The organism is Saliniradius amylolyticus (genome assembly GCF_003143555.1).
GTDB lineage: Bacteria > Pseudomonadota > Gammaproteobacteria > Enterobacterales > Alteromonadaceae > Saliniradius > Saliniradius amylolyticus.
This window is the reverse complement of sequence record NZ_CP029347.1, coordinates 2,696,322-2,721,212: the sequence shown is the minus strand read 5'-3', so window position 1 is coordinate 2,721,212 and position 24,891 is coordinate 2,696,322. Positions and strand designations below refer to the sequence as shown.

28 protein-coding genes are annotated in these 24,891 nt (G+C 51.3%); 13 read left to right on the top strand and 15 right to left on the bottom strand.

Going from position 1 to position 24,891, the window contains the following annotated elements; genetic code table 11:
- Nucleotides 1-2 precede the first annotated feature (2 nt).
- From rpsS to rpsQ, 6 genes are read left to right on the top strand one after another with little or no spacing between them, the layout of a single operon-like run.
- Nucleotides 3-278, top strand: a complete 276-nt coding sequence (rpsS, locus tag HMF8227_RS12785; protein WP_109340546.1) for a 30S ribosomal protein S19 — start codon at nucleotides 3-5, stop codon at nucleotides 276-278.
- 10 nt (nucleotides 279-288) lie between these two features.
- Nucleotides 289-621, top strand: coding sequence for a 50S ribosomal protein L22 (gene rplV / locus HMF8227_RS12780; protein WP_109340545.1), 333 nt, complete (start codon nucleotides 289-291; stop codon nucleotides 619-621).
- A gap of 9 nt (nucleotides 622-630) precedes the next feature.
- A complete protein-coding gene (rpsC, locus tag HMF8227_RS12775; RefSeq protein ID WP_109340544.1) occupies nucleotides 631-1,332 on the top strand; it encodes a 30S ribosomal protein S3 in 702 nt (233 codons plus the stop codon).
- 3 nt (nucleotides 1,333-1,335) lie between these two features.
- Nucleotides 1,336-1,749: a 50S ribosomal protein L16 gene (rplP, locus tag HMF8227_RS12770; RefSeq protein WP_109340543.1), complete on the top strand. Its 414-nt coding sequence runs from the start codon at nucleotides 1,336-1,338 to the stop codon at nucleotides 1,747-1,749.
- A complete protein-coding gene (rpmC, locus tag HMF8227_RS12765; RefSeq protein ID WP_109340542.1) occupies nucleotides 1,749-1,940 on the top strand; it encodes a 50S ribosomal protein L29 in 192 nt (63 codons plus the stop codon). Before rplP ends, rpmC begins: the two co-directional genes overlap by 1 nt.
- The gene (rpsQ, locus tag HMF8227_RS12760) at nucleotides 1,940-2,200 is read left to right on the top strand and encodes a 30S ribosomal protein S17 (RefSeq protein WP_109340541.1); all 261 of its coding nucleotides are present in this window, start codon (nucleotides 1,940-1,942) and stop codon (nucleotides 2,198-2,200) included. The genes rpmC and rpsQ overlap by 1 nt, the downstream gene beginning before the upstream one ends.
- Before the next feature lie 76 nt (nucleotides 2,201-2,276).
- Here the strand turns inward: rpsQ and HMF8227_RS12755 are convergent, their stop codons facing one another.
- Nucleotides 2,277-3,068, bottom strand: a complete 792-nt coding sequence (locus tag HMF8227_RS12755) for an FRG domain-containing protein (RefSeq protein ID WP_109340540.1) — start codon at nucleotides 3,066-3,068, stop codon at nucleotides 2,277-2,279.
- 95 nt (nucleotides 3,069-3,163) lie between these two features.
- On the opposite strand from HMF8227_RS12755, the gene HMF8227_RS12750 reads away from it, so the two are divergent.
- From HMF8227_RS12750 to HMF8227_RS12740, 3 genes are all read left to right on the top strand, one after another.
- Nucleotides 3,164-3,418 (top strand): hypothetical protein, encoded by a 255-nt coding sequence (locus tag HMF8227_RS12750; RefSeq protein ID WP_109340539.1) that lies wholly within the window; start codon nucleotides 3,164-3,166, stop codon nucleotides 3,416-3,418.
- A gap of 81 nt (nucleotides 3,419-3,499) precedes the next feature.
- Entirely contained in the window at nucleotides 3,500-5,707 is a 2,208-nt protein-coding gene (locus HMF8227_RS12745) for a S9 family peptidase (protein ID WP_109340538.1), read from the top strand.
- A gap of 133 nt (nucleotides 5,708-5,840) precedes the next feature.
- The gene (locus tag HMF8227_RS12740) at nucleotides 5,841-6,524 is read left to right on the top strand and encodes a hypothetical protein (RefSeq protein ID WP_109340537.1); all 684 of its coding nucleotides are present in this window, start codon (nucleotides 5,841-5,843) and stop codon (nucleotides 6,522-6,524) included.
- Nucleotides 6,525-6,616: 92 nt separating this feature from the next.
- Here HMF8227_RS12740 and HMF8227_RS12735 read toward each other — a convergent pair whose 3' ends face one another.
- Nucleotides 6,617-7,144, bottom strand: a complete 528-nt coding sequence (locus HMF8227_RS12735; RefSeq protein ID WP_109340536.1) for a DsrE family protein — start codon at nucleotides 7,142-7,144, stop codon at nucleotides 6,617-6,619.
- A 62-nt stretch (nucleotides 7,145-7,206) separates the two neighbouring features.
- On the bottom strand, nucleotides 7,207-7,920 hold the full coding sequence (locus tag HMF8227_RS12730; RefSeq protein ID WP_109340535.1) for a DUF1499 domain-containing protein: 714 nt from the start codon (nucleotides 7,918-7,920) through the stop codon (nucleotides 7,207-7,209).
- A gap of 96 nt (nucleotides 7,921-8,016) precedes the next feature.
- Between HMF8227_RS12730 and HMF8227_RS12725 the strand changes: the two genes are divergently transcribed.
- The gene (locus HMF8227_RS12725) at nucleotides 8,017-8,805 is read left to right on the top strand and encodes a sterol desaturase family protein (RefSeq protein WP_109340534.1); all 789 of its coding nucleotides are present in this window, start codon (nucleotides 8,017-8,019) and stop codon (nucleotides 8,803-8,805) included.
- Here HMF8227_RS12725 and HMF8227_RS12720 read toward each other — a convergent pair.
- From HMF8227_RS12720 to HMF8227_RS12695, 6 genes are all read right to left on the bottom strand, one after another.
- Nucleotides 8,779-9,411: a CDP-alcohol phosphatidyltransferase family protein gene (locus tag HMF8227_RS12720; RefSeq protein WP_109340533.1), complete on the bottom strand. Its 633-nt coding sequence runs from the start codon at nucleotides 9,409-9,411 to the stop codon at nucleotides 8,779-8,781. The two genes, HMF8227_RS12725 and HMF8227_RS12720, sit on opposite strands and share 27 nt — an antisense overlap.
- Complete coding sequence (locus tag HMF8227_RS12715) at nucleotides 9,408-10,058, bottom strand: ATP-binding cassette domain-containing protein (RefSeq protein ID WP_109340532.1); 651 nt, start codon at nucleotides 10,056-10,058, stop codon at nucleotides 9,408-9,410. The genes HMF8227_RS12720 and HMF8227_RS12715 overlap by 4 nt, the downstream gene beginning before the upstream one ends.
- The gene (locus tag HMF8227_RS12710; protein ID WP_109340531.1) at nucleotides 10,045-11,646 is read right to left on the bottom strand and encodes an ABC transporter permease family protein; all 1,602 of its coding nucleotides are present in this window, start codon (nucleotides 11,644-11,646) and stop codon (nucleotides 10,045-10,047) included. The genes HMF8227_RS12715 and HMF8227_RS12710 overlap by 14 nt, the downstream gene beginning before the upstream one ends.
- Nucleotides 11,622-12,728: an ABC transporter substrate-binding protein gene (locus HMF8227_RS12705; RefSeq protein ID WP_239421308.1), complete on the bottom strand. Its 1,107-nt coding sequence runs from the start codon at nucleotides 12,726-12,728 to the stop codon at nucleotides 11,622-11,624. Before HMF8227_RS12705 ends, HMF8227_RS12710 begins: the two co-directional genes overlap by 25 nt.
- Before the next feature lie 284 nt (nucleotides 12,729-13,012).
- Entirely contained in the window at nucleotides 13,013-15,151 is a 2,139-nt protein-coding gene (locus HMF8227_RS12700; protein ID WP_109340529.1) for an FAD-dependent oxidoreductase, read from the bottom strand.
- A 9-nt stretch (nucleotides 15,152-15,160) separates the two neighbouring features.
- Nucleotides 15,161-17,503: a TonB-dependent receptor gene (locus HMF8227_RS12695; protein ID WP_109340528.1), complete on the bottom strand. Its 2,343-nt coding sequence runs from the start codon at nucleotides 17,501-17,503 to the stop codon at nucleotides 15,161-15,163.
- 303 nt (nucleotides 17,504-17,806) lie between these two features.
- Between HMF8227_RS12695 and HMF8227_RS12690 the strand changes: the two genes are divergently transcribed.
- The 3 genes from HMF8227_RS12690 to HMF8227_RS12680 all read left to right on the top strand — a co-directional run bounded on the left by HMF8227_RS12690 (nucleotide 17,807) and on the right by HMF8227_RS12680 (nucleotide 21,075).
- Nucleotides 17,807-19,099: a DEAD/DEAH box helicase gene (locus HMF8227_RS12690; protein WP_109340527.1), complete on the top strand. Its 1,293-nt coding sequence runs from the start codon at nucleotides 17,807-17,809 to the stop codon at nucleotides 19,097-19,099.
- A 261-nt stretch (nucleotides 19,100-19,360) separates the two neighbouring features.
- A complete protein-coding gene (locus tag HMF8227_RS12685) occupies nucleotides 19,361-20,125 on the top strand; it encodes a methyltransferase family protein (RefSeq protein ID WP_109340526.1) in 765 nt (254 codons plus the stop codon).
- Nucleotides 20,122-21,075 carry a CE1 family esterase gene (locus HMF8227_RS12680; protein WP_109340525.1) on the top strand — a complete coding sequence of 318 codons (954 nt, stop codon included), beginning with the start codon at nucleotides 20,122-20,124 and terminating at the stop codon, nucleotides 21,073-21,075. Before HMF8227_RS12685 ends, HMF8227_RS12680 begins: the two co-directional genes overlap by 4 nt.
- Nucleotides 21,076-21,128: 53 nt before the next feature.
- On the opposite strand, the gene HMF8227_RS12675 is transcribed toward HMF8227_RS12680, so the two are convergent.
- From HMF8227_RS12675 to HMF8227_RS12650, 6 genes are all read right to left on the bottom strand, one after another.
- Nucleotides 21,129-21,584, bottom strand: coding sequence for a GNAT family N-acetyltransferase (locus HMF8227_RS12675; RefSeq protein ID WP_109340524.1), 456 nt, complete (start codon nucleotides 21,582-21,584; stop codon nucleotides 21,129-21,131).
- Between the two features lie 71 nt (nucleotides 21,585-21,655).
- The gene (locus tag HMF8227_RS12670) at nucleotides 21,656-21,997 is read right to left on the bottom strand and encodes a cupin domain-containing protein (protein WP_109340523.1); all 342 of its coding nucleotides are present in this window, start codon (nucleotides 21,995-21,997) and stop codon (nucleotides 21,656-21,658) included.
- A gap of 34 nt (nucleotides 21,998-22,031) precedes the next feature.
- Complete coding sequence (locus HMF8227_RS12665; RefSeq protein ID WP_109340522.1) at nucleotides 22,032-22,763, bottom strand: class I SAM-dependent methyltransferase; 732 nt, start codon at nucleotides 22,761-22,763, stop codon at nucleotides 22,032-22,034.
- Between the two features lie 18 nt (nucleotides 22,764-22,781).
- Nucleotides 22,782-23,483, bottom strand: coding sequence for a hypothetical protein (locus HMF8227_RS12660; protein ID WP_162558604.1), 702 nt, complete (start codon nucleotides 23,481-23,483; stop codon nucleotides 22,782-22,784).
- 484 nt (nucleotides 23,484-23,967) lie between these two features.
- Nucleotides 23,968-24,432, bottom strand: coding sequence for a hypothetical protein (locus HMF8227_RS12655; protein WP_109340520.1), 465 nt, complete (start codon nucleotides 24,430-24,432; stop codon nucleotides 23,968-23,970).
- Entirely contained in the window at nucleotides 24,425-24,733 is a 309-nt protein-coding gene (locus HMF8227_RS12650) for a DUF1330 domain-containing protein (RefSeq protein WP_109340519.1), read from the bottom strand. The genes HMF8227_RS12655 and HMF8227_RS12650 overlap by 8 nt, the downstream gene beginning before the upstream one ends.
- Nucleotides 24,734-24,891 lie beyond the last annotated feature (158 nt).

The following is a 24,891-nucleotide window of genomic DNA, read 5'->3' as shown; positions in this document are numbered from 1 at the left end:
CCATGCCACGTTCTCTCAAGAAAGGTCCATTTATTGACCTGCACTTGCTGAAGAAGGTAGAGACTGCGGTGGAAAATAACGATCGTAAACCAATTAAAACCTGGTCACGTCGTTCTATGATCATCCCAAATATGATTGGGTTGACCATTGCAGTCCATAACGGTCGCCAGCACGTTCCAGTTTTGATTTCTGACGAAATGGTCGGCCACAAATTGGGCGAATTTGCGCCAACGCGTACTTATCGCGGTCACATCGCCGATAAGAAAGCCAAGAGATAAGGGGTAGATAATGGAAGCATTAGCTAAACACCGTTTTGCCCGCACCTCGGCTCAAAAAGCACGCTTGGTAGCGGACCAAATTCGCGGAATGCACGTTGAGAAAGCGCTTGAGCTTCTGACTTACAGCCCGAAAAAATCAGCTGAGCTGATCAAAAAGGTGCTGGAGTCCGCCATTGCCAACGCTGAGCACAACGAGGGCGCAGATATCGATGAGCTGACCGTAGCTAAGATCTTCGTTGACGAAGGTCCTACCATGAAGCGCATTAAGCCCCGTGCCAAAGGTCGTGCGGATCGTATTTTCAAGCGTAGCAGTCACATCACTGTGGTTGTGGCTGATAACTAGGAGTAGATAATGGGACAGAAGGTACATCCTACAGGTATTCGCCTGGGTATCAGTAAACCATGGAACTCTACCTGGTACGCTAATACTAAAGAATATGCAGATAACCTGTACAATGATCATCAGGTACGTCAGTTCCTGACCAAGAAGCTGAAAAACGCTTCGGTATCGCGCATCGTTATCGAGCGCCCTGCCAAGAGCCTGCGTGTGACCATTCACACTGCTCGTCCTGGCGTGGTTATCGGTAAGAAAGGTGAAGACGTCGAGAAGCTGCGTAAGCACGTGTCGAAACTGTCTGGCGTGCCAGCACAGATCAACATCGCTGAAGTACGTAAGCCTGAGCTGGACGCGCAACTTGTTGGCGACAACATCGCCAGCCAGCTGGAGCGTCGGGTTATGTTCCGTCGCGCCATGAAGCGTGCGGTACAAAACGCTATGCGTCTGGGTGCCAAGGGTATCAAAGTAGAAGTCAGCGGCCGTTTGGGCGGTGCAGAAATTGCCCGTACTGAATGGTATCGCGAAGGTCGTGTTCCACTGCACACTTTCCGTGCGGACATCGACTATGCGACCTCTTCAGCTGAAACCACTTACGGTATCATCGGCGTTAAAGTCTGGATCTTCAAAGGTGAAATCCTGGGCGGTTTGCCAGCGGCAAACGAGCAACAGCCTCAGGCACCTAAGAAGAAAGGCCGCAGTGCGAAGCAAGGGGGCTAAAAGATGTTACAACCAAAACGTACGAAATTCCGTAAGCAGCATAAAGGGCGTAACCGTGGTATGGCCATCGCCGGCGGCAAGGTGAGCTTCGGCACTTATGGTTTGAAAGCGGTTGGCCGTGGTCGTATGACCGCGCGTCAAATCGAAGCCGGCCGTCGTGCACTGACTCGTCACGTTAAGCGTCAGGGTAAAATCTGGATCCGCGTGTTCCCCGACAAGCCAATTACTGAGAAGCCTCTTGAGGTTCGTCAAGGTAAAGGTAAGGGTAACGTTGAGTACTGGGTATGCCAGATTCAGCCAGGCCGTGTGCTGTATGAAATGGAAGGTGTGCCAGAAGAGTTGGCTCGTGAAGCATTGGCTCTTGCGGCATCTAAACTGCCATTTAAGACAACCTTTGTAACTCGGACGGTGATGTAATGAAAGCCACTGAACTGAAAGACAAAAGCGTAGAAGAGCTGAACGCAGAGCTGTTGAATCTGCTGCGCGAACAGTTCAACCTGCGTATGCAACACAGCACAGGTCAGCTGGAACAAACTCACCAGTTGAAGACAGTGCGTCGCAGCATTGCGCGTGTTAAAACCATTCTGACTCAGAAGGCAGGTGCGTAATGACAGAGAAAACTGTTCGTACATTGCAGGGTCGTGTAATCAGCGACAAGATGGAAAAATCCATCACCGTTGCTATCGAGCGTCGTGTTAAGCACCCGGTGTATAACAAATACATCAGCCGCACGACCAAGCTGCACGTCCACGATGAAAACAACCAAGCGAAGCAAGGCGATTGGGTAAGCATCAGCGAATGCCGTCCTATCTCCAAGACCAAAGCTTGGAATCTGGTTGAAGTACTGGTTGAAGCGAAAACCGTTTAATCCAGTCTTACGACACAGATAAGCAAAAGGCGCTCCCGTTACGGCAGCGCCTTTTTTGTATCTGGCTGCTGGCAAGTCACTCAGGCGTTCTGGGGCTGTAATGGCGTTTCAGCCAATGACTTAAGCCTTCCAGACCGGGGAATAACACCCGTTCGGTGATATTGGCCTGGTCCAGTTTATCCCGTACTTCCCATTTGATCCCGGCCGGGATGATAATCCGCTCGCAGTCGGTCTGGGTTTTATCCAACAAGTTATCAACCGCGACGGTAGGATTGGAAGCGACCGAGAACAGGGCGTGTTGGTTAATAATGCGTCCATCCACCGAGGGCGGTTCGAAAAACAGAAAATAATCCTCGTCTTCCATTTGTTCGAAGGCATCTAAATCCTGTACCAGGTCAGTAAGCAGGTCTACCGTAAATACATTGCCGCCCTCGGCTTCCAAACGACGCTTCATATCCGATGGCAGTTGTTTGCAGGAGTCATGATAATTGACCTTCCAAATCACGCCGTCTTTTTCACTCTGCCCAATATCGGCGGTAGCAAAATGCATCCCCACAAAGGGAGAGTAGGTCCAGTCCAACAGGCGGGTGGGCAGGCCGTGGTGCTGAGCAATCGTCAACCAGTGCCAGACTGAGTCGGTGGGCTCGAAGTTGTCGTGACCGTATTTCTTAAAGTTACGCAGCAGGTGGTGTTCGAGCTGGGGATACTGGCCGCCCAGACGCATCAGCGAGGTCTTTAAGTCAAACTGGTCGTCGGACAGCCCGCGAAACACGTAGGGCGAGCGGTAGCGGCCGATATCGGCATTCCAGGAGCCGGCAAACAACAGTTCCTGCAGGTGGTCCCAGGATTGAGCGGTGAAAGTCTGCAAGCCTTATTACCTCTTTCTACTCTCGTGTTATAAAGATAGCGTTTTTCCGGTCTGGTGTTAGCCAGAAAAGAAAGCCTAAAGTGTAGAGGTGAAATATGTCCAGCCAATGTCAGCTCACCGACCAACTGGAATTATTGGTCATTCAGGTGGAACCGGTGCGGGTTAGCTGGGATGAGTCGAACGGCTCGCATATTGAGGAGGGAGTCTTAGTGGGGCTCGATGCCAGCCAGGGGCAGGAGTGGTTAACCCTAAAAAGTACTGAGCAGCACTATCGTATTGCACTATCGGAGGTAATACAGCTTACCCGCCTGCGTGACAATGGTCAGGTTATCCCATTTAAGGACGATTGATCCCGCTACCCTGGGGGGTAGATTGTTTCTGTCAGTGCCAGCGGCTAGAATCGCTCTGGCATTAACGACAGGAACAGAATAATGAAAAAACTGATGACGGCATTGGCGGCAGTTGGACTGGTAAGCACCCCTGCTTCTGCCAATAGCATTGATATCGAGCAGATTTTCCAATCGCCCTCGCTGGAGGGCAGCGCCCCCAAGATGCTGAAAGTCTCCCCCGACGGTCAGCGAGTCACCTTTCTTAAAGGCAAAGAAGACGACTACGAGCGTTACGATCTATGGGAGTACCACGTTGAATCCGGTGAAACCCGGATGCTGGTCAACTCCGACGATCTGCACCAGGGCCCGGAAGAACTGTCCGACGAAGAAAAAGCTCGTCGCGAACGGATGCGAGTGCATGGGTCGGGTATTATGAGCTATCACTGGTCTGACGATGGCAAGGCCTTACTCTTCCCATTGGCAGGGGATGCCTATTACTATCGTCTGGGCGATGACAATGCTCGCCAGTTATTGGATACGGAAGCCTTTGAGACCGACATCCGCTTCTCGCCCAGAGCCAAGTATATCTCCTATGTGCGCGAGCAGAATCTCTATGTAATGGACATCGACTCCGGTAAGGAAGTGGCCATTACCACCGAAGGCGGTGGCCCGATTAAATTCGGTATGGCCGAGTTTGTGGCCCAGGAAGAAATGAGCCGTATGACAGGCTACTGGTGGGCCCCGGACGAGAGTCAAATCGCCTTTACCCGGGTAGATGAATCGCCGGTGGAAGAAGTCACCCGCAGCGAAATCTACGCCGATTCCATCAAGATGATCACCCAGCGTTACCCCAGCACGGGTACCGACAACGTTAAAATCGACCTGGGCGTAAAAGCAATCGGCCAGGATGACACCCAATGGGTGGATTTGGGCGATAACGAGGATATTTATCTGGCCCGCGTAAACTGGCTGAACGACAGTCGTCATCTGTCCTACCAATGGCAAAGTCGCGATCAGCAGCGTCTGGAGCTGCGTAAGTACGACACACGTACCGCAGAGCAGAGCAACCTGCTCACGGAAACCTCGGACACCTGGATAAACCTGCACTTCGATCTGCACTTCTTAAAAGACTCAGAGCAGTTTATCTGGGCCTCGGAGCGCGACGGTTTTAAGCATCTGTATCTGTACAACAATGATGGTGAGCTGGTGCGTCAGCTGACCCAGGGTGAATGGGTGGTGGATAAGATCGAAGCCATCGACGAAGCCAGCAAGGCGGTGTATTTCACTGGCCGCGCCGATACGCCCATCGAGCGACACCTGTACCGTGTATCTCTGGAAGGGGGCGATATCGAGCGGGTCAGCCAGCGTAGCGGCTTTCATGGCATCAGCTTTAGTAAGGACGCCAGCATCTATGTGGATCGTTTCTCCACCGTCAATACCCCGCCTCAGGTAAGCCTGCATAAGGCCGGCGGCGAGCAACTCACCTGGCTGGAACAAAACGCCGTTCAAGGCGGGCATCCGCTGGCGGATTATCAGGACAGCTGGGTTAAGCCCGAGTTTGGCACCTTTAACACCGAGGATGGCACTACCATCCACTACCGCCTGTACAAGCCCAAGCAGGTTAACGGCAAACATCCGGCCATTGTCTATCACTATGGCGGTCCTCATGCTCAGGTGGTAACTAACAGTTGGGGCGGCAACCGTGGCCTGCTGATGCAGCACTGGGTCAGCAAAGGCTATGTGGTGTTTTCCATCGACAACCGCGGTTCTTATAAGCGCGGTAAGGCCTTTGAAGACGCCATCTACAAGAATATGGGCGATATCGAAGTTAAGGATCAGGTTGAGGGCGTGAAGTTCTTAACCAGCAAGCCCTATGTGGATGAGAAGCGAGTGGGTGTCTATGGTCACAGCTATGGCGGTTATATGACCCTGATGAGCATGTTTAAGGCCGGTGATGTTTATGCCGCCGGTGTGTCTGGTGCGCCGGTGACCGACTGGCTATTGTACGACACCCACTACACCGAGCGATATATGGGGCATCCTGATGAGAACGCAGAAGGCTATACCAACTCGTCGGTGTTCCCCTATGTGGATGGCCTAAAAGGTAAGTTACTGATTTACCACGGCATGGCCGACGATAATGTGCTGTTTAAACACAGCACCAAGTTGTACAAAACCCTGCAGGATAAGGCGTTGCTCTTTGAGATGATGGATTATCCCGGCAAGAAGCACAGCCTCCGCGGCAAGCAAACCGGGATTCATCTGTACAACACCATTACTCACTTCTTTGATCGCAATTTAATGCGTTAAGAAGGCATTCTCGTTAAAGTCAAAAAGGCCGCTCAGTGAGCGGCCTTTTTGACTTTAACGGTTGCTGAGCGGCAAGGTTAGGGTGATTATATACGTTAATAATGGCCTCCCTTCAAACAACAAGGAAAGAGTGATGAAGAAGTTATTTATGTTATCTATGCTGGTTCTGATTCTCGCGACCGTGATTATCATGACTTTAGTAGGGGCCGATGAGAAGGCTGTTAATGATGAGGTGGAAAAAGAGTTAACGTCTTCCGGCGAGAAAAATAGTCCTGAGCCTGCCTTAATTGCTCAAGATGGATACAGCAATATGTCAGTAGGTGACAACGGACCAGTTTCCGAGGATCCGTCTGAGCCTGAGCATTCCAGAGTCGATAATCAAAAAGCGCTGTCCCCCAGTTTCATTCAGACGATTGTTAACCCTGATTTTAGCAGTGTTAATAAAGAAAAGGCTGGGCAAGTGTTGAGTGCTGACAACTTTACTGAACTGTTGGAGGAGATCAGAGATGATCAGAATGTGAGCCTGGCGACAGAAAAATACCAGCAAGGAGTTATGGACTATTTTAACTTAAATGGTGCGGCTAATTACAGCAGTGATTACCGATTAAACTGTAATGATCAGCTTTGTTTGACCTATTTCTCGGCGGACCGGCAAGAAGATGTGGATAAGGTAATACAACTTATCAATAGTGAAAATGTACCCATGCATTCATCCGGGTTTCAGGTACTTTATATTGCTCAGGAGGACGGGGGAAGGCAGTCGGTTCGCGCGGTATTTAATGCCGATCCGGCTATAGACTCAATTCGAGCCTTCTAGGGCGGTGAGTTTTCAGTAGAACGGGTTAAATAGTTAACCACAGTCAAATTTACACCCTGTAAAAAGGCCGCTCAGTGAGCGGCCTTTTTTAGCTAAAACGGATTCAGCGTATAACCCTGTTGTTGCAGCAGGGCATGCTGGGTCATGGCCGACAGGCTGATCTGCACCCCATCGATCAGTTTATCCTGAGTCACGCCGTAGTGGTTTGCGGATTGTCCGCACACATAGACCTGGGTGTTGTTGTTCAATAAGGCCTGAATCAGTGCCTCGCTGCCATTGTCGGTGCCAAACTCTTGTTGGTAGTGGGCATTGGTAAGCAGGTCTTTAGTGGCTTTGCCATGTACCACCAGCGCCAGCTGGATATTATCCCGCGCTACCCCATGGCGCACATGCATGTTTAAGAATCGGGCCAGAGAGTGAATATTGTAGTTAAGCTTGCCTGGCTCGGCGCCGTCGCCCACATCGAAGGCGACTTTAAACTGAGTGTCGGCGGGCAGTGGCTGATTGGTTTCCACCCAGTAGTTGCCGCCAAATTCGGCCAGGACGGGAAACTCCGGCGGGGGTTCGGCACCAGCCATTGGACTTAAAACGAGTGCGGCTACAAAAAATCGTTTGAACATAAAAAAGCTTGATGGAGGTAAGTCCATCAAGCCTATGATTTTATTAGGTGTTTTACCAGTCGTTAAGACAGGTTCAGGTTCAGCTTTTTAATAAAGGCGCGGATGCGCTCGGCGTTTTTGCCCAGGTCGCTACGACCCACGCGGGATTTACTGCGAATATCCAGCTTGCTGCCATCGGACTGAGGCAGTACGCGGATCACCACATCATCCTTAAAGCCCCACCAGAACGTGGTGTCGGTGGCCTCAATAGCGCCGACCTTGTCGTTGGCAAAGTGAATCTGCCAGCCCATGTCTTTCGACGCCTTGAGGGCGGCGGTAAAGACCGTCTCGGTCCCCTTATCGAACGTCAGAGTCTGCAGGTCGGGGTAGGCTTCTTTTTGCTGCTTAGCCACTTCCTCACCCTGGTAGGCCACTGGATTGGGCGCATCGGCACGCAAATCGGCAATCTTTGCAAACACCGGCGGGTCCTGGGTATCGGTAGTGATATCATGGATCGCCGGCACGGACTGGGCTTTTTGCATCAGGGACACCGGCATGGCAACCGCGACGGCAGATAACACCACCGCGACGGCCAGTCTCGGGGTGGACCAACCCATCTTCTTACGCAGAATGGCATGCAGGATCACCAGCACAATGCCCGCCCCGCCGACATAAACGCTCCAGCGCATCACGGTAAAGGCCGGTCCCAGATCCACCACGCCCAGTTGATATAGCGGGCCAGGTAAGGCGACCATTAGCGCGGCAAGCACTCCGATAAATAAAGTAATCGCAGTCATAAGTATCCTTTTTGTTGTTGTCGGACGTACAATAATCCGGTGTCTTTAAATGGTAACTTTAGGGTTACGCGAGTTAACTGATTCTAGATTGTTTTTATGCAAGACGGCAGCCTGATACGACTGAGTGTGTTTGTAAGCATACTGGCTCTGATGACATTGTGGCAAACTCTGGCACCCGCCCGCAGTACTTCGGTAGCGCCCCGTCAGCGCTGGCTGAGTAATTTCGGCCTGATGGTGATGGGGGCGCTGCTGGCGCGCCTGGCGGTGCCAGCGGGGCTGGCCGGCCTGGCTTTCAACCTGCAACAACAGCACTGGGGACTGTTCAATCTCACTCAGTGGCCTTTGTGGCTGGAAGTGATAGTAGGGCTACTAATTCTGGATTGTGCCATCTATTGGCAGCACCGCTTATTCCATGTGGTGCCATTTCTGTGGCGTTTTCATCGGGTGCATCATGCCGACCCCCATGTGGATGTTTCTACCGGGGTACGTTTTCACCCGTTGGAGATCCTGTTGAGTTTGTTGATCAAGATGGCCGTGGTGGCGTTGTTTGGCATTGCTCCGCTGACCATATTGATGTTTGAAGTTATCCTCAACGCCACCTCCTTGTTCAATCACACCAATGTGCGTTTGCCAGGCTGGCTGGAACGGCCATTGCGTTGGTTGATTGTGACTCAGGCCATGCACCGCATTCATCATAGCCAGCGGCCGGTAGAGACCAACAGCAATTATGGCTTTAATTTATCGGTATGGGACCGGCTGTTTGGCAGCTATACCCATAGGGCCCGGTTAGGCGATAGCGGGGTACAGCTGGGTTTGAGGCAATACCCTAAAACGGAGAACAACACCTCGCTTAAGGCATTACTGCTGATGCCCTTTCGCCGGTAAGGCTTTCAGCGTCTGGTAACCTGTGATAATCCGCACGGCCGCGGTGACCCAGCATATTAGGGCGAACACCACCGCGATCAGTACAAAGTGTTGCGGAAACAGGCACAGCAGACACAAGGTCAGGATGGTTTCAAAGCCCTCCGCCAGCCCGCTCATGTAATGCAGACTCTTATTGGGGTAATCGGGGTTGTCGATACGGTGCTTGCCCGCCATTACCGCAAAGGCCAGAAAGCTGCCGCCGGTGCCCATAAACGACAGCATCAGGAAAGCGCCAGCCAGTCCATAGTCCGCCGGGCTATGGGCGATAAAGGCAAACACTACCGCCGAATAGAAGATAAAATCCAGCACGATATCCAGAAAACCACCGGCGTCGGAGGTGTGGGTTTGTCGTGCCACCGCGCCATCTAACCCATCGGCCAGACGGTTAAGTAGAATAAAGAGCAGCGCCAGGCTGTAATGCTCGAAATAAATCGCAGGTAGCGCTGCCATGCCGAGCACAAATCCACCAATAGTGATCTGGTCGGCACTCAGTTTCAGACGAACCAGGAGCCTTGCTATCACAGCCAGTGGTGGGCCAACGGCTCTATTTAACAGTGGGTCTATCATTGCGCGTCCCCGGGTTGGTAATGCTGATTCAAATCCAGGTGCAGTGCTTCCGCGGGACGGTCCTCGGGGTCATGACTGACCATCACCGTTGGTATTTTAGCTTGTCGAAGTTGTTGATAGCTCCATTGGCGGATCGTGGCACGGGTGGCGGGATCCAGCGCCGAGAAGGGTTCATCCAACAACATCGCCTTAGGCTGATTCGCTAAGGCCCGCACCAGGCCCACCCGGGAGCGCTCGCCGCCGCTGAGCTGCTCCGGGTAGCGGTGTACCACCCCCTCTAATCCGATACTACGCAGTTGCTCCAGCGCCTGCCGTCGGCGTAATTTGCGACCTTTTATGGCCGGTGGCAAGGCAAAGGCAATGTTATCCAGTACGCTGAGATGAGGGAATAACCCGACCTCCTGCATCAACAATCCCATGTGTCGTTGCTCAATAGGCAGGCGAGTGATGTTCTCGCCATTCAGTATGCATCGACCAAAGCATTGTGCGTAGGCCGGAGTATCCCCTAACAGCCAATGCAATATGCTGGATTTACCAATGCCGCTGGCACCGGTGATGACCAGCAGTTCACCGGCATCAACTTGAGTATCCGGTATGGTAAGCGTACCGCCGGGTAATTTCAGGACCATGCCCTCAATGCTCAGCATTGAAAACTCCTCGGGTTCGTTGCCCTATTAGCAGGGCCAGTGAGAAAACCAATAAGGGTAATAACGCCTGTAGCAACATATAGATCGCGACCTGAGCCTGATCATTGCCCGATGCCAGCGCCACCGCCTCGGTGGTGATGGTAGGCACTCGTCCAGCGCCTATCATTAGGGTGGGAATATACAGTGCCACGCTAACCGAAAATGCCAGGGCCAGGCTGGTCATCAGACTCGGCACCAGCAGGCGCAAACGCACGCGCCACCATCGTTGCCACGGCCCATACCCAAAGCTGGCCGCTATGGTTTCGTAATGGGGCGACAAGCGACGGTAAGGAGCTTTTAGCACCAGATAGGCATAGGCGAAAGTAAAAGGCAGGTGGGCGAGTACGACCCAGGCCACTGAATAATCGCCACGCAGCCAGCTATGACCCATTTGCCATCCGTAGACCAGGCTCAGTTGAGGCAATAAGATGGCCGACAGCCAAATGCCGTCAAACCAATAACGACCGCGCAGATGCTGAAAATGTAACGCCACTAAAGCCAGACAAAGGCCACCCACCGCGCTTAGAACTGCCAAGGCCAGAGTGTGATAGAGCGGAAGCTGCAGAAACAGCCATTCCTCCTGCCATAACCGGACGGAGAGCACGGCGTCCTGTACCCCCTGAAACGACTGCAGCAAGAAGGTGAATAGGACGAGCGCATTGACAATGATAAGTGCAGGCGCGATCAGTCTCAGGGGGGCTAACCAGCGTACCGGTTCAAGTGTACTGCGAGCCCCCGCTGCCAGTCGCAGCAGAGCACGCATCAGGCGCTCCTGGCCATAGATAAAAGCGACCATGACAACCATGAGCAGGATTAATAACCCATTTCCCCAGAAAGCCAGTGTTTGCTTGTGGTCGGTAAAACCGCTTTGCCATTGATACAGTTTTACCGCAAACAGCTCGGGCACATTGGGCCCGACCACCATCGCCACATCCACCACCGACAGGGTATAAATGCAGGCGGCCAGGAAAGCCAGCCGGATATGAGGCAAAACAGAAGGCAACACGATCAAAAACCAGATTTGGCCATGATTATAGCCCAGGGCTTGTCCTTGTTGACGCCACTGACGCAGAGGTAGTGACCGCCGCACTGCGCCCAGCACAAGTAGGAAAAAAGGGATCTCTTTCAGGGTAATGGCAACAATAAGTGTTGCCAGGCTTTTTTGGGGCAGCCCCAAAGATATGAGCTCTGCCAAGAGACTCTGGCTCCCAAGCAAATAGACAAGCCCCAAGGCCAGGGCCAGGTGAGGCAAAGATAAAATAGGCGCAAGCTGGCGCTCCAGCTTTTGCCACCATAATGACAAGCCATAGTGGCTGTAGATGATAAAAGCCAGGTAGAAGGCCGCGAAGCTGGAAAGCAGTGCTGCCAGAACACTTTGCCATACTGAGCTGCTAAGTCCGGGGGAAGCAACGAATTGTGCCAAGCCTTCTGTACTCAGGCCCTGCTGAGGCCATAGGCCTGCGAGCAACCCGGCAAACGGCAACAGCGTTACAAGGGCCAGCAGCAGGTAACTGCTGTATTTTACTAACTGCCGTAGCGTTGCTGCCATTGCTGCTCCAGAACCGATTGCCAACTGCTGTGCAGCTCACGGGCTGCGGGTAATAAGTGAGTTTGTTCGGTTAGCGGGGTAACTACCGGTGGATCGCCCCAGTTGCCTTGTGCCTTTTTCCTTTGAGCCTCCTGGCTTAATAGAAACTCAATGACCACCATAGCGCCCTGCCAGTTTGGTGCTGTGGCGGGGATCGCCAGATAATGGCTGTTCGTGATGGCTCCGGTCGTGAAATAATGTTGCTGGCTGTGCCGGGGCAATTTGCCAAGACGGCGTTGCTTCTGCCACTGGCCCGGGTTGAAGCTGACTGTCATGGCCAGTTCGCCTTGGGTTAACAGACGCGTCTGCTCTGCGGCACCGCTGGGGAAGGCCTGGCCCTGCTGCCAAAGCAGCGGATGCAACTGGTCGAGATAGGCCCAAAGGATCGGCAACAGGGCCCGTTGAGATTCGGCTGTGGCGGGTTGGTGCAGTCTGGTGTCATTGTCCGTTAAGCCGACCAGCAACTGCTTGATAAAGGTGGTGCCGTGAAACTCCGGGGGCTTAGGGTAGCTGAGCTGATTAGGGTGCGTTTTTGCCACAGCCATTAAGCTTTCAGGTGTCATGGACTGGCCTTTAAACAGGCCTTGTCTGGCGATGATATTAAATTGGCCCAGTCCCCAGGGAACTTCAAGCCCGTCCACCGGCTCGCCAAAGTCATTCTCCAAGGGCAGTCGTTCAGTATCCAAATGGCGGGCATTGGGGATGCGCTGCCAAAGTTCGGGTTTGAGCAAACCCGCTTGTTTCAGGAAGTGAAAATTCTCGCCGTTAACCCACATCAGGTCGATGGCACTGCTGCGACCCCCCTCGGCTTTGAGTCGTGCCAGAGCCTGGCTGATATCCGCCACCTTAACGTGTCTGAGGCGTACATCTTGTTTTGCCAGTTCTCGGCTGGCCCAGCGTAAGTAGTTATTGACCGCATCCGAACCGCCCCAGGCGTAAAAATACACCGTCTGGCCTCTGGCCTGCTGTTGTATCTGAGCCCAGTCTGGTGTGGCCCATAAGGCGTTGCTAACCAGACTGAGTATTAACAGTAAAAACTTCATTAAAAACGATATCATTCCATTGCTAAGGAAAAGCCGTTTGATGCGCAGGCTGTTGTGGTCTGAAAGACAGCTTATCCCCTTAGCATAGCCCTGCCAACAGGAACGGCCACCGAAGTAGCGTAGATATGGGGCCGGGAGTTCTGTCTGGCCTCGCTGGTCCTCGAGTCTCATAGTTCAGGTTTTCTGAGTCAGTGAGCAATTGCTATCATGGCTTTTTTATTAATGGCGGTGCCGGCCCAGCAAAAGCAAGCCTTGTCAGCGTCGGCGCTCTGGCATGGCCTGTGTTATCGCCGCCACCGGTGAAACTTCTCCAGCCAGTTCAATACGTTTTGTGGGGCATGGGCTCGCTTCCAGTTCCCAGCGGCAAACTTATTGGCTTCGCTCATGGTCGGGTAAATATGAATGGTGCCGAGGATCTTATTCAGGCCGATATTGTGCTTCATCGCCAGCACAAACTCGGCTATCAATTCTCCTGCCTGAGCCCCGACAATGGTGGCACCGAGGATCTTGTCCTTACCCGGTACGGTTAATACCTTCACGAAGCCGCTGGCATGATCGTCGGCCAGCGCCCGGTCCAGTTCGCCAATATCGTAACGGGTCACCTCGTAGTCGATGTCCTGCTGTTGGGCGGCAGTTTCGTTCAGGCCTACGGTAGCCACCTCAGGCTCGGTAAAGGTGGCCCAGGGGATCACCGAATAATCCACCTTAAAGGTTTTCAGTGGCTGAAACAGCGCGTTTACGGCCGCATACCACGCCTGATGACTGGCGGTATGGGTAAACTGATAGGGCCCGGCCACATCGCCCACGGCAAAGATATTGGGGTACTGGGTTTGCAGTAGCTCATTAGTCAAAATGGTGCGTTCGGTCTTGATGTCTAGCCGCTCCAGACCATAGCCGCTGAGATTGGCCTGACGGCCTACGGCAATCAGCAGCTTGTCGAAGGCAATGCTCTGGCGCTCACCGTCTTGCTCTACCACCAAAGCCGACTGGCCCTGAGCGTCGGTGATCATCTCCATTGCCTTGGCGGCGGTGCGCACCTCGACGCCATCTTTGTTGAGCTGGCTTTGCATGATCTGTGAGGCATCGGGGTCTTCTTTAACGAGCAACCGCTCGGCCATCTCCACCTGAGTGACGTTCGAGCCAAGGCGGGCAAAAGCCTGTGACAGCTCACAGCCAATGGGGCCACCGCCCAGCACCACCAGTTTTTCGGGTAATTCATCGAGCTGCCAGAGGTTGTCGCTGGTCAGGTAATCCACCTTATCCAGCCCTGGCAGATCAGGTACAAATGGCCTGGCACCGGTGGCGATGATGATATTGCGTGTGGTCAGGCTCTGAATGCCGTCATCGGTGTGAATGTCCACCTGCCAGGGCGTTTTGATGTCGGCCTTGCCCTGCACCACATCCACGCCCAGTTGGGTATAGCGCTCCACCGAATCATGGGGCTCGATGGTCTTAATCACTTGGTGCACCCGGTTCATCACCGCGGCAAAGTCTACTTTGGGTTTGTCGTAATGCACGCCGCTGGCGGCGGCTTTTTCATGTAGTGCCGCCATCTTGCTGGCATGCAGCAAAGCTTTGGAGGGCACGCAGCCAGTATTCAAACAATCGCCGCCCATTTTGTGTTTCTCCACCAGAGTGACCCTGGCCTTAACCGCGGCGGCAATATAGGCCGACACCAGGCCAGCGGAGCCGCCGCCGATCACAATCAGATTACGGTTAAAGGACTTGGGCTTTTGCCAGCCTTTATACGCCTTGCGGCGCTTGAGTAAATCCAGCAGCCATTTGGCGATCAGCGGGAACAGGCCTAGTAGCACAAATGAGAGAATCAGATCGCCAGAGACGATGTCACCCAGCTTTTCAATTTGGCCGAGTTGGGTACCGGCGTTTACATACACCACAGTGCCCGCCAACATGCCCACCTGACTGACCCAGTAATAGGTCCACAGGCGGATGCTGGTGACGCCCATGACTAAGTTGATGACGAAGAACGGGAATAGGGGAACCAGTCGCAGGCTCAGCAGGTAAAAGGCCCCGTCCCGTGCCATGCCTTTGTTAATGGCCTTAAGCTTGCTGCTGAACTTACGGTTGACCCAGTCGTGCAATAAAAAGCGCGAGGTTAAAAAGGCCAGCGTGGCACCAAGGGTGGAGGCGAAAGACGCCAGCAGCAGGCCCCAGCCCAGGCCGAACAGGGCGCCCGCGCCCAGAGTCAGCACCGCAGCGCCGGGCAGGCTTAATGCGGTGACGACGACATAGAGAATAAAGTAGGCCACAAAGGCGGTAATAAAGTTTGCCTCAATAAAGCCAGCCAGTTCTTGCTGGTGGCTCTTTAGTGCCGACAGAGTCAGGTATTGCTGTAAGTCGAAAGCGAAGAAGCCAACGACAGCGGCGGCAATCAGCGCCACCAGAAATACGCGTTTAAACATTCTCGGCTCCTAGAGCTGGTAGGTCAGGGTCAGTTCGGCGCGACGGGGCAACTGCGGCATCACCAGGGTGGAGCCAAAGTAGCCGCCCTCAAACACCGGTTGCCAGTTGTCTTCATCGGTGGCATTTAACACCGCCAGTTTAAGGCTGAGTCTGTCACTCAGCTCGTAATGGGTATTAAGATCCAGCTGGATTTGATCGCGAATCATCACGGTTTGCAGATAGTCCAGCGGGTAGGACTTAGTGTATCTGGCATTGGCGGACAGGTTCCAATGCGGAGTTAACCAATAGCCCATACCGGCGGTGACCATCTGTTCGGGCAGTCCGTGCAGTTGCTGGTCGGACGGAGGGAAGGCGGCAAAGTTCGGCGCTCCCACCCCCGTGCCCTGAATAATATCCGGGCGGGAGTTGTCGAAGGCATCGTGCACCTGACGGGAGTCCTGAAAGGCCGCCGAGTTGTCGAACTCGGCATCCAGATAGCTATAACCCATATTGGCCCACAGGCTGTCGGTCTGATAAAACAGCTCGACTTCAAAGCCTTTGGTGGTCACGCCCGAATTACTGCCATCGCGATTGCGTAAGCTGCGGGTCTGGTCAAAAACCGCCAGCGCTGCATACCAGGGACTCTGCTGGGGCGTATACTTAATGCCCATCTCGGCCAGTTTGTTTTCCGTGGCAAAGTTAAGCGGGCTGATTTTATTGCCCGCGCCCAACACGGTGCCGCCCGCCATGCTGTTGGAGGTCGCCTCACTGTAATCATAGGCGGCATAGGCGACCCAGTCCTGACTTAAATGATAGCGGGTACTCACAGACCAGGAATACAGCCATGCGCCTAAACTGTCTCTGGCGCGTTCGGTAACGCCTGCCGGCGGCAGGGCATCCTGAGCGGTCACATCATAATAATCAGCTCTCAGGCCCAGTGTGGTGTGCCACTTTTCGGTCCATCGGCTAATGTGTTGGGCGAACAGTCCGGTCTGCCAACCGATGGAGTCGGTGGTGTCCGACAGGTTAAAGTCACCGTTGCCATCGCCGTTGAGATCGTACTGGGCACCCGGAGAGACAAAAACCCCGGGTTCCAATTCGACCAGCCGCGCCTTTTGCGCATCCGTTAACGGGATTTCCCGGTTGGAAACGGGGCCGGTGAGGTCGATGGGGAGATCCGCCTCGGTGGTAAACTGGCTGAATCCGCGCACCCGGTTATAACGTAGGTTGAGCCCCCAGCTGGTGCTTTGTCCGTCACTCCACTGGGAATGGATCTCGGTGCGGTTTTCCAGTGTTCTGGCACCATCGATGATCTCTACAAAGCTGTTTTGGGCTACCTCATAGCGGTCAAGATGCTGAACATAGCTGCGGTTAATCAGCCGGTGTGTGTCGTTAATGGTCCAATCGAGGGTGCTGTGCAACAGCCAGGTATCCATGCGGTTTTGGTCGCCTGGGTGGGTCAGTACCCGGCTTCTGGGAATGTTGACTTCGCCGGTGGGTGAGACAATGGCAAAAGCGCCGGGTACCGCACTGCCATTGGGCTGCACGCCTTGCCCTGTGACGTATAAGCCATGGTCGATTAAGTCCTGAGTCGGCCGGTTCAAGCCTGCGTTATCGGTGTAATCCACATCATAGTATTCCAGGCTCAGATCCCAACGCAGTCCGTCTTCGGGCTGCCAGGCGTAGGTCAGATACAGATCCTCGCTGTTAAAATGGGCAAAGTCGTAGAAACTGCCATTGTCGATCACCTCCACACTGGTGCGCAGCGCCTGGTGGCCCTGATCTATGAGCCAGTTAGTATCTACTTGTCCCCGGTAGTGGTTATAAGACCCGGCACCGCCCTGCAACTGAGTATGCCCCTGCTTCAGAGATGCCGTTTTATTGTGCAGATTCACAAAGCCGCCGTTTCGTTGAGTGGTGCCCAGTATCACCGGCGGGGCCCCTTTGACGACATCCATCTGCTCAATGGCATTAAAGGATAAGGGAATGCCAAAACCATTATTGCCGCCCTGACGGCGAAGACCATTTTGAAACACTTCGCCCAACTGACCGCGAATGGTCGGCAGGCTGGGGTTGCCAAAGCCGCTGGCGGCAAAGGTGTTGGGTACCAGGTTCACCACATCGTGCAGATCATCAATATTAAAGTTGTCCATCATGGCTTGTGATAAAGGAGTTACCGAACGGGCAATATCACTTAGCGTCTGGTTGGGGCCAAAGGGGCCGTCAATTAGCGCATCCTTGGGAGAAAAGAACTGCTGCTCAATGGCTGAGCCGGTCACTTCCACGACTTCCAGATCATCGTGTTCTTGTTGTTGGGCGAATGCAAAGCCGGACAAAACCAGAGGGAGAACGGTGAGACAAGGATATTTCATTACACTCTCTTATTCGGGCGCATAAAAAGGGTTACGATTCAGTGGCCTAATGGACCAGTTAAGTCGCTAAATTATTACACACTCAAGGAAAACCTGCTTAAGTGTTTGAAATTATTGAGAAGTGAATAGGGTTAAATGCATGGACCGCTGATCCATAAGCTGATATTATGGCCGCTCATTTTTTGGGCGCCCTTCGGTCGGCCCCTGTCTTACGAATCATTCCTCAAGACGCATTAATTTTCTGCTTTGGACCGTATCACTGCCACATGGCAGCGAATCAGGCAGGTCAAGGACTTATACTCTATGTTATTTAACCAGCTCGGCCTGTCGGCCGAATTGCAGCGTGCTGTTGCCGAACAAGGCTATAGCGAACCCACCCCGATTCAGGCTAAGGCCATCCCTGAAGTGCTGAAAGGCGCCGACGTACTCGCAGGCGCGCAAACCGGCACTGGTAAAACCGCGGGTTTTACCTTGCCCTTACTACACCGGCTGAGTCAGAACGCGCCGAAAGGTGGCAAGCGTCCTGTACGGGCGTTGGTGCTCACGCCTACCCGCGAGCTGGCGGCACAGGTCAGCGACAGTGTGAAAACCTATGGTAAGAATTTGCCATTGAAAAGTGCCGTGATCTTCGGTGGCGTCAGCATCAATCCGCAGATTGCCGCCCTTAAACGTGGTGTGGATATTCTGGTAGCGACACCGGGACGCTTACTGGACCACGTGGGCCAGGGCAATCTGGATTTGTCTGAGGTGGAAACTCTAGTGCTGGATGAAGCCGATCGCATGCTGGATATGGGCTTTATTCACGACATTCGCAAAGTGCTGCGTCTGTTGCCGGATCAGCGTCAGAACTTGCTGTTCTCGGCCACCTTCTCCGATGAAATCAAGCGTCTCGCCGACGGCTTTATGCATAACCCCGTGCTGGTGGAAGTAGCGCGTCGTAACACCGCCTCAGAAACGGTCGAGCAGATAATCCACCCGGTGGATAAGGGCAACAAACGCAAGCTGCTGTCCTACCTGATTGGCTCGCAAAACTGGCAGCAGGTATTGGTGTTTACCCGCACCAAGCACGGTGCCAACCGTTTAGCCAAACAGTTAGACAAAGACGGCCTGACCTCGGCAGCCATTCATGGCAACAAGAGTCAGGGCGCCCGCACCAAGGCGCTGGCCGACTTTAAATCCGGCAAGGTCCGGGTGCTGGTGGCCACGGATATTGCCGCCCGAGGGCTGGATATCGACCAGCTGCCTCATGTGGTGAATTTCGAGCTGCCCAATGTGCCGGAAGACTATGTGCACCGCATCGGTCGCACAGGCCGTGCCGGTAATGAAGGGCGCGCTGTATCACTGCTGAGTGTGGATGAGAACAAGCAGATTCGGGACATTGAACGGCTGATTAAGCGTCAGCTGCCTCGTGAGATCATCGAAGGTTTCGAGCCAGATCCCAACGCCAAGCCTGAGGTTAAAGAAGACAAGCCGCGTAACAACCAGCGCCGTCGCAGGCCGCGTCGCGGAAATAATGCCGGTAACGGCAATAATGGCAATGCTAACGGCGGCTCTGGCCGTCATCGCTCGCGCCAGGAGCGCAGCGTCAGCGCTTAGAGCTTAATTGCCAATCTAAGACCCGGAAAAGGGGAAATTCCCTTTTCCGGTAGAATGCGTTAGCGAGCCGATTCGTCCTTTGGGCTCTTCTCTTAGTTCTCCTCCCTTCCCCTCTCAACCTCTTTCTCCAATCTTGTCACACTGTTGTCACGGTTATCGTGACAATGCTGTTTATGACGCAGAGTGGGCTAAATAGCACTGAGTATTATGTATATGAGTCTACGTGCCTCGTCTTTGTAATTAAAAGTAGAGGAAAAGCATATGCTAAAGCGGTTACTTATTCTGGTTTATGCACTGGGTGGATATTTAGTGGGAGTGCTAAGCCTTATATATTTGATGGGCTTTATTATCAATGTCGCTGTACCTAAAGGCATCAACGATGGGGAGCCAGGTAACGTATGGATATCGCTGTTTGTGAATGCTGCCTTGATCAGTCTTTTCGGGCTGCATCACTCTCTGACCGCTCGTACTAAATTTAAGCACTGGTTGAAACGCTATCATCCAGTTCCTGTACAACGAGCGACCTATCTGTACTTTACTGCTCTAATGACTGCAGTATTGGTTATTTTCTGGCAACCGATCGACATCATTATCTGGCAGGTTAATCACCCTGAGGTTGTAACCCTGATCCTTGGTCTTTATTTTTTCTTCTGGGCGCTGATGGTGATGAGCTCCTTCCCGATAGGACACTTTCATCTGTTGGGTCTGGCTCAGGCTTGGAATCATTTCCTTAAGAAGCAAAGCATGGATCCGCCCTTCTCAACAAAATTTCTGTATGGCGTAGTTAGGCATCCGATATCCAGCTGTTGGGTTTTGATTGCATGGTGTACTCCGGTCATGACTCTGGGGCATCTGGTATTTGCTGTTGGGGTTTTGGTTTACATTCTCCTGGCTACGCCTCACGAAGAGAAGGACTTGGTTCAGGATATTGGCCCAGATTACTTAAAGTACAAGGAAGAAGTTCCGCCCTTCATACCCCTCATATTTAGTAGCAATAAGCAACTGAGAAAAGGGAAAAACGGATGAAGTACTCAATATCCAGATTAATTTTGATAATACTGGTTTTTCTTGCAGAGGTAAAAAGTCCCGATGCAGTAGAAAGGCAACCTGATCTTGAGTCGTATGCGTATTCTAAATTTATGGCTATCAATGAGACGTTGACGATACATGTTTCGGGTGAGCCGCGCCGTTATCATTTATCGGTGCCGGAAGGTATGGGCTTTCCTGAGGCTATTCTATTCGACTTTCATGGCTCTGGTAGTGATCCGAGACAACACTTGAAGATCAGTAACATGCAGCAGGTTGCTGTTAGTTTAAATGCTTTACTGGTTGTACCCGAAGCGGCTCGCCCCTTCTTAAGCGGAGGGTACACATGGAATGTGCCATCTAGCCCCAAATATAGCGATGATGTACAAATGGTTCAGCAGATCATTGCCCAATTGAATAGCCGATACCGACTACCCGAATTACCTATTTTTGCGACTGGTTTTTCAGGTGGAGCAAGGATGGCTTCAATGCTTGCATGTAAGATGTCTGAACAGATTGCCGCAGTTGCTTTAGTTGCTGGTATCCGACAGCCGGAATTGGATGGTGATTCATGTGATGCTTTAGGAACCCCTTCCATACTGTCATTTCATAGCTTAGACGACCCCATTAACCCCTACACACTGGATGCGAAAGCCAAAACGCCCCCGTATTGGCAATATGGAGTCAAAGAAGCGGTGAAAGCTTGGGTAAAGCGGTACGAATGTGTAGCTAAACCCAGAGTCAAGAACTTCGCTGAGTCAGTTAAGGTACTTACTTATAACGACTGCAGGAATCAAACCGCAGTTATATCCTATTTGCTATCTGAAGGTGGTCATACTTGGCCTGGTAGTCAATTTCCTTTCCCGCATTACCTCGGCAAAGTGAATACGGACATTGATGGTTCCAAGTTGATCGAGACATTCTTCCGAGAGAGACTAGTTTTGCTCTAATTAACATTGAAAGGGTCCTTATAGGGGAATCCAGAGTCTGCAAATTAGTCCAATTACAGTGAAAGCTTGAATCCTTCGTGGCTCGCTCTGAATCCTAATTTCTCATAGAACCGAATGGCATCAGGACGCTGTTTGTCACTGGTGAGCTGAACTATTTTACAACCTTTGTCTTTGGCCAACGAAATGGCGTGCTTAAACATCTGCTCACCAAAGCCTTGGCCACGGCTACTTTCGTGAATGCGCACACCTTCAATCAAGCAGCGCCAACTTCCTATATGGGTGAGGTAAGGGATAAAGGTAAGCTGAAGCATGCCGACTAATTTGCCATTTAATTCAACAACAAGAAGCTCGTTGTTGGTGTCCTTATCAATTGCTTCAAATGCCGATTCATAGGCTTGATTTAGTGGGTAAGAAGCGTCTTCTCGTGAGTGACCAAGTGGATCATTGATAAGCAATTCCACCAGACCTTCTAAGTCACTCCTCTGTGCTGATCTATAGTTTAAGTTCATGTTGTATCCTGCTTTTGTAGATATTTTATGTGTTTGTACTGACACAATAATGGTGAAACTCGGGGGAGCTCTTATACCTCGACTCTGTCACTATGGGAGTGGGGCTGGGATACAACTAAAAAGCGCAGCTCCTGAGAGCTCTTATTCTCCAGTTTGTGTGTGCATCCCGGCGAAACATGAATGCCGCATCCTTGATGAAGGCAAAATATCTCTGCATCTATTTCTATATGAGCCAAGCCTGAGAGAATATAAAAGAACTGCTGAGACCTCTTATGATAATGGCGTTGTTCAGCTTCACCTGGGGGCACTCTCTCTTCAATAATACTCAACTCATCTGAATGCAATAGGTGCCATCCGTCAGAGTTAGTTCCCCATCGGTAGTGGGTGGCGTTCTTGGTGTTTATTACTTTCATTATATGCAACCTGATATGGTCAAGCTCTGTTATTCTACGATTGTCTTTGGGCGACGAGACGAATCATTCCGGAGAAACCCTGCTCCATCCGTACGCTAAAACCGTATTTATTTAAGACGTTTATCATCCAGCCTGGGTTGATACGTAGCTTCTTATATTGACTGACACTCGTACTCCAGTGAGAGTGTTGCCGTTCGTGAAGAATATCGTGAACAATAACGTGAGAGTATGAGTACTCCAGAAAACAGGTAAGTATGCGGTTTTCGTCACTTTGAACGGGAATAAAGCGATTTTCTGATACTAAAGCTTCGGAATAGTCCCTAAATGTAGCAATAAAATAACCGCCTGGAATTATATTTTCCGATAGTGTATTGATAAGTTCTGCCACAGCCTTTTTATTTGCTAGGTGTGTCAGGGTGTCCCCCATACACAGTATAAGATCCACCTTTTCCTTAATGTAATCAGGAAAGCTGTGCAGATCATCTTGGATCAGCCTAATCGGGAGGGAAGCTGAATGTTGGCGGAGCTCGCTGATTAAGGTCGGGCAAGAGTCGATAGCCAGCACATTGTAGCCGTTCTCAGCCAATGGAACCGAATGAGTGCCAAAGCCCGCACCAAGGTCAATGGCGGTGCCTGTTGTAGCTGGGCTGATACCCAACTCTTTTAGCTCTTTTCTACCTTGACTTATGGCTGTTTCCGCTCCTCCCAACGACCAGGAGTAAATGGGGCCCAGATGGGATTCATAATGTTCCTGAGTGTTGGTCATATCATTTGCCTTGAACGTTTAAGCGGGGGACAGGGTCAGTGTTATGGACGTGTAAAACACTTCTGAAACGCCTTCAAAGCCAGAGTCGGTACCTAACAATATCCATAAGTCCCCGTTTTCTGAAGTTTGTATTGGCAGACCTCTGCTGTCTTCAAGAGTTAAGGTCTTTTCTTCGAATTGGCCGCCACTGCAGTCCACGTTGTCTACCGCAATGTTACCCATAACTAATGCATCATTGCCTGAGTGGGACTGACTTCCGATGTCGATATTCATGTAATAATCGGCTTGTTCAGGTTCAATTTCCGATGCTCCAAGCTTGACGTAAACGGACTCACCCGGAGCCCCTCCGATGCCTGAGCAGCTCTTGCCAGCGTTGGAGAGAAAAGTCACTGAACCGCTTAGGGTATAGTGTGTATTAGGGACCAGTTCAGAGATCGGTCGCTTCATAAACATGAAAAGGTCATCACTTTTGTTGAAGCCTTTTAAATAAAACCCTTGCTGGTTATCTTTGTTAGGTAGCATTTCAATGCCAGACTCGAGTGCATAGCTCTCTTTATCTCCTGGAGGAAAATCCGAGAATCCAGCCTGCCATGAGTGCAAGCCCTGATTAAAGTCAAACTCAAGTGTAACGGACATAGGAGGTTCTGATTCTTTTTCTGAGCTTTCCAAGTTACACCCTGAAAGTAAAGTAAAAGTGATCAATCCTATAAGTTTTTTCATAGCACTCTTATATTTTAGGCTGAATTTATATCCATGAATTTCTGTCATTTCGGTAGCAGGGCCCGGTCATGGCAGGCCCTTAAAAGACTTACCTAAAAAAAGCACTTAAGTAGCTAGATCCATTGGTTATGGTGAGGTCGTAACAGTTTCCATCCTCGCCAACTTCAAATCTCACTGAGCTAGCTGAATTTATAGCGCCGAGAATTCGTGATGTCTTAGCGTAGTCCATGTATTTATAGCAGGAGGCTCGATTGCCATTGGAGTCTTTTGCATGGCAGTATAAACTGTGCTTGAAAAGGTTACTCTTGCAGTTTAAATAAGCGCCTTCGCCCTTTTCTGCGATATGGCTAATTGTTCCTGAAACGGATGTGAATTTGTAGCCGCCGGAATAGAAGTCGTACATATAAACCCCGCCGTTGGCTGAGGCCACTGATGACGCGACTAGAATAATAAGAAATAATGCTGTTCTCATTTTAATCCTCTTTTAATTTAGAAAGGCAATGTCAAAGTTAATGTTGCCTTTGTTTGACTCTATTATTAACCACTTCATAACATGGTGGTATTCATCCCGGCTGAGCTTGTGCAGTTCTTTTCTGACTTCTAAATACTGCGCAGGAGAGCTTGCTTCAGAGAGTCCTGATATCAGTCCTTTGGCATCTTCAACTGCCTGAGTTATATCTTCCGGGAGGTGCTGTTTATTGGGGGTGGACGATGGTTCTTCTTTCGTTATTTCCTCCGTTGTGGGTTGTTCTACTGGTGTTATAATTAGTTTTTCTTTAGCACTTGCGACAGAGTCCATTCGAGGGTAATCATTGGTCCCACCCGAGCAAGATACTACTTCTAAAGTCATTGCATCCTCAGATGCATCCATTGGGCTGCTTTCGAGCTTAACGATATAATATGCATTAACTGCTATGGCTATAGCTATCAGTGGTATTGATTTATTCATTTTGATGTTTTTTTTCGTAAAAGTAGCGCTGGTAGATGATGGTTTCCGAAACAGAAGTCTCGAAGTGTGCGGCTTTTGCTCTTAAGTACCTCTCATCAGAGAAGAACTTTTTCATCATTTTTTTATTTGGGAACTGTATTATGAAGAGTCTGTTTATCTTCTTGTCCTCTCTTAAAGGAATAACCCAAAAGTCTAGTTTGAAGTTCCCGTCGTGTTCTCTTAGTATCGGGCTTATCTTTCTTCTGTACTTCTCATATTCAATAGAGTTGTGAATGTATAGCCCGACAGTCATGTTGTACATTTTTATCTGCCTTTTTTTCACGATATTGGTAAAAAGGATATGATTATTTTTTCTAGCTATGGCGCCCTTTAAAAATATATATTTATCTGAAAAAGGTTGGGCTTCTGAAGAATAATCATCAGTAATCTCCAGAGGTAGCTAAGACAATGACTTCATAG

Bases quoted from the DNA above. Each gene is read 5' to 3' on its own strand.
- rpmC (WP_109340542.1), top strand. From the start codon at position 1,749: ATGAAAGCCACTGAACTGAAAGACAAAAGCGTAGAAGAGCTGAACGCA.
- HMF8227_RS12675 (WP_109340524.1), bottom strand. From the start codon at position 21,584: ATGAACTTAAACTATAGATCAGCACAGAGGAGTGACTTAGAAGGTCTG.
- HMF8227_RS12725 (WP_109340534.1), top strand. From the start codon at position 8,017: ATGCAAGACGGCAGCCTGATACGACTGAGTGTGTTTGTAAGCATACTG.
- HMF8227_RS12665 (WP_109340522.1), bottom strand. From the start codon at position 22,763: ATGACCAACACTCAGGAACATTATGAATCCCATCTGGGCCCCATTTAC.
- rpsS (WP_109340546.1), top strand. From the start codon at position 3: ATGCCACGTTCTCTCAAGAAAGGTCCATTTATTGACCTGCACTTGCTG.
- rplP (WP_109340543.1), top strand. From the start codon at position 1,336: ATGTTACAACCAAAACGTACGAAATTCCGTAAGCAGCATAAAGGGCGT.
- HMF8227_RS12720 (WP_109340533.1), bottom strand. From the start codon at position 9,411: ATGATAGACCCACTGTTAAATAGAGCCGTTGGCCCACCACTGGCTGTG.
- HMF8227_RS12740 (WP_109340537.1), top strand. From the start codon at position 5,841: ATGAAGAAGTTATTTATGTTATCTATGCTGGTTCTGATTCTCGCGACC.
- HMF8227_RS12695 (WP_109340528.1), bottom strand. From the start codon at position 17,503: ATGAAATATCCTTGTCTCACCGTTCTCCCTCTGGTTTTGTCCGGCTTT.
- HMF8227_RS12660 (WP_162558604.1), bottom strand. From the start codon at position 23,483: ATGAAAAAACTTATAGGATTGATCACTTTTACTTTACTTTCAGGGTGT.
- HMF8227_RS12715 (WP_109340532.1), bottom strand. From the start codon at position 10,058: ATGCTGAGCATTGAGGGCATGGTCCTGAAATTACCCGGCGGTACGCTT.
- HMF8227_RS12655 (WP_109340520.1), bottom strand. From the start codon at position 24,432: ATGAATAAATCAATACCACTGATAGCTATAGCCATAGCAGTTAATGCA.
- HMF8227_RS12705 (WP_239421308.1), bottom strand. From the start codon at position 12,728: ATGAAGTTTTTACTGTTAATACTCAGTCTGGTTAGCAACGCCTTATGG.
- HMF8227_RS12690 (WP_109340527.1), top strand. From the start codon at position 17,807: ATGTTATTTAACCAGCTCGGCCTGTCGGCCGAATTGCAGCGTGCTGTT.
- rplV (WP_109340545.1), top strand. From the start codon at position 289: ATGGAAGCATTAGCTAAACACCGTTTTGCCCGCACCTCGGCTCAAAAA.
- HMF8227_RS12750 (WP_109340539.1), top strand. From the start codon at position 3,164: ATGTCCAGCCAATGTCAGCTCACCGACCAACTGGAATTATTGGTCATT.
- HMF8227_RS12735 (WP_109340536.1), bottom strand. From the start codon at position 7,144: ATGTTCAAACGATTTTTTGTAGCCGCACTCGTTTTAAGTCCAATGGCT.
- HMF8227_RS12680 (WP_109340525.1), top strand. From the start codon at position 20,122: ATGAAGTACTCAATATCCAGATTAATTTTGATAATACTGGTTTTTCTT.
- HMF8227_RS12650 (WP_109340519.1), bottom strand. From the start codon at position 24,733: ATGTACAACATGACTGTCGGGCTATACATTCACAACTCTATTGAATAT.
- rpsC (WP_109340544.1), top strand. From the start codon at position 631: ATGGGACAGAAGGTACATCCTACAGGTATTCGCCTGGGTATCAGTAAA.
- HMF8227_RS12745 (WP_109340538.1), top strand. From the start codon at position 3,500: ATGAAAAAACTGATGACGGCATTGGCGGCAGTTGGACTGGTAAGCACC.
- HMF8227_RS12730 (WP_109340535.1), bottom strand. From the start codon at position 7,920: ATGACTGCGATTACTTTATTTATCGGAGTGCTTGCCGCGCTAATGGTC.
- HMF8227_RS12685 (WP_109340526.1), top strand. From the start codon at position 19,361: ATGCTAAAGCGGTTACTTATTCTGGTTTATGCACTGGGTGGATATTTA.
- HMF8227_RS12710 (WP_109340531.1), bottom strand. From the start codon at position 11,646: ATGGCAGCAACGCTACGGCAGTTAGTAAAATACAGCAGTTACCTGCTG.
- rpsQ (WP_109340541.1), top strand. From the start codon at position 1,940: ATGACAGAGAAAACTGTTCGTACATTGCAGGGTCGTGTAATCAGCGAC.
- HMF8227_RS12670 (WP_109340523.1), bottom strand. From the start codon at position 21,997: ATGAAAGTAATAAACACCAAGAACGCCACCCACTACCGATGGGGAACT.
- HMF8227_RS12700 (WP_109340529.1), bottom strand. From the start codon at position 15,151: ATGTTTAAACGCGTATTTCTGGTGGCGCTGATTGCCGCCGCTGTCGTT.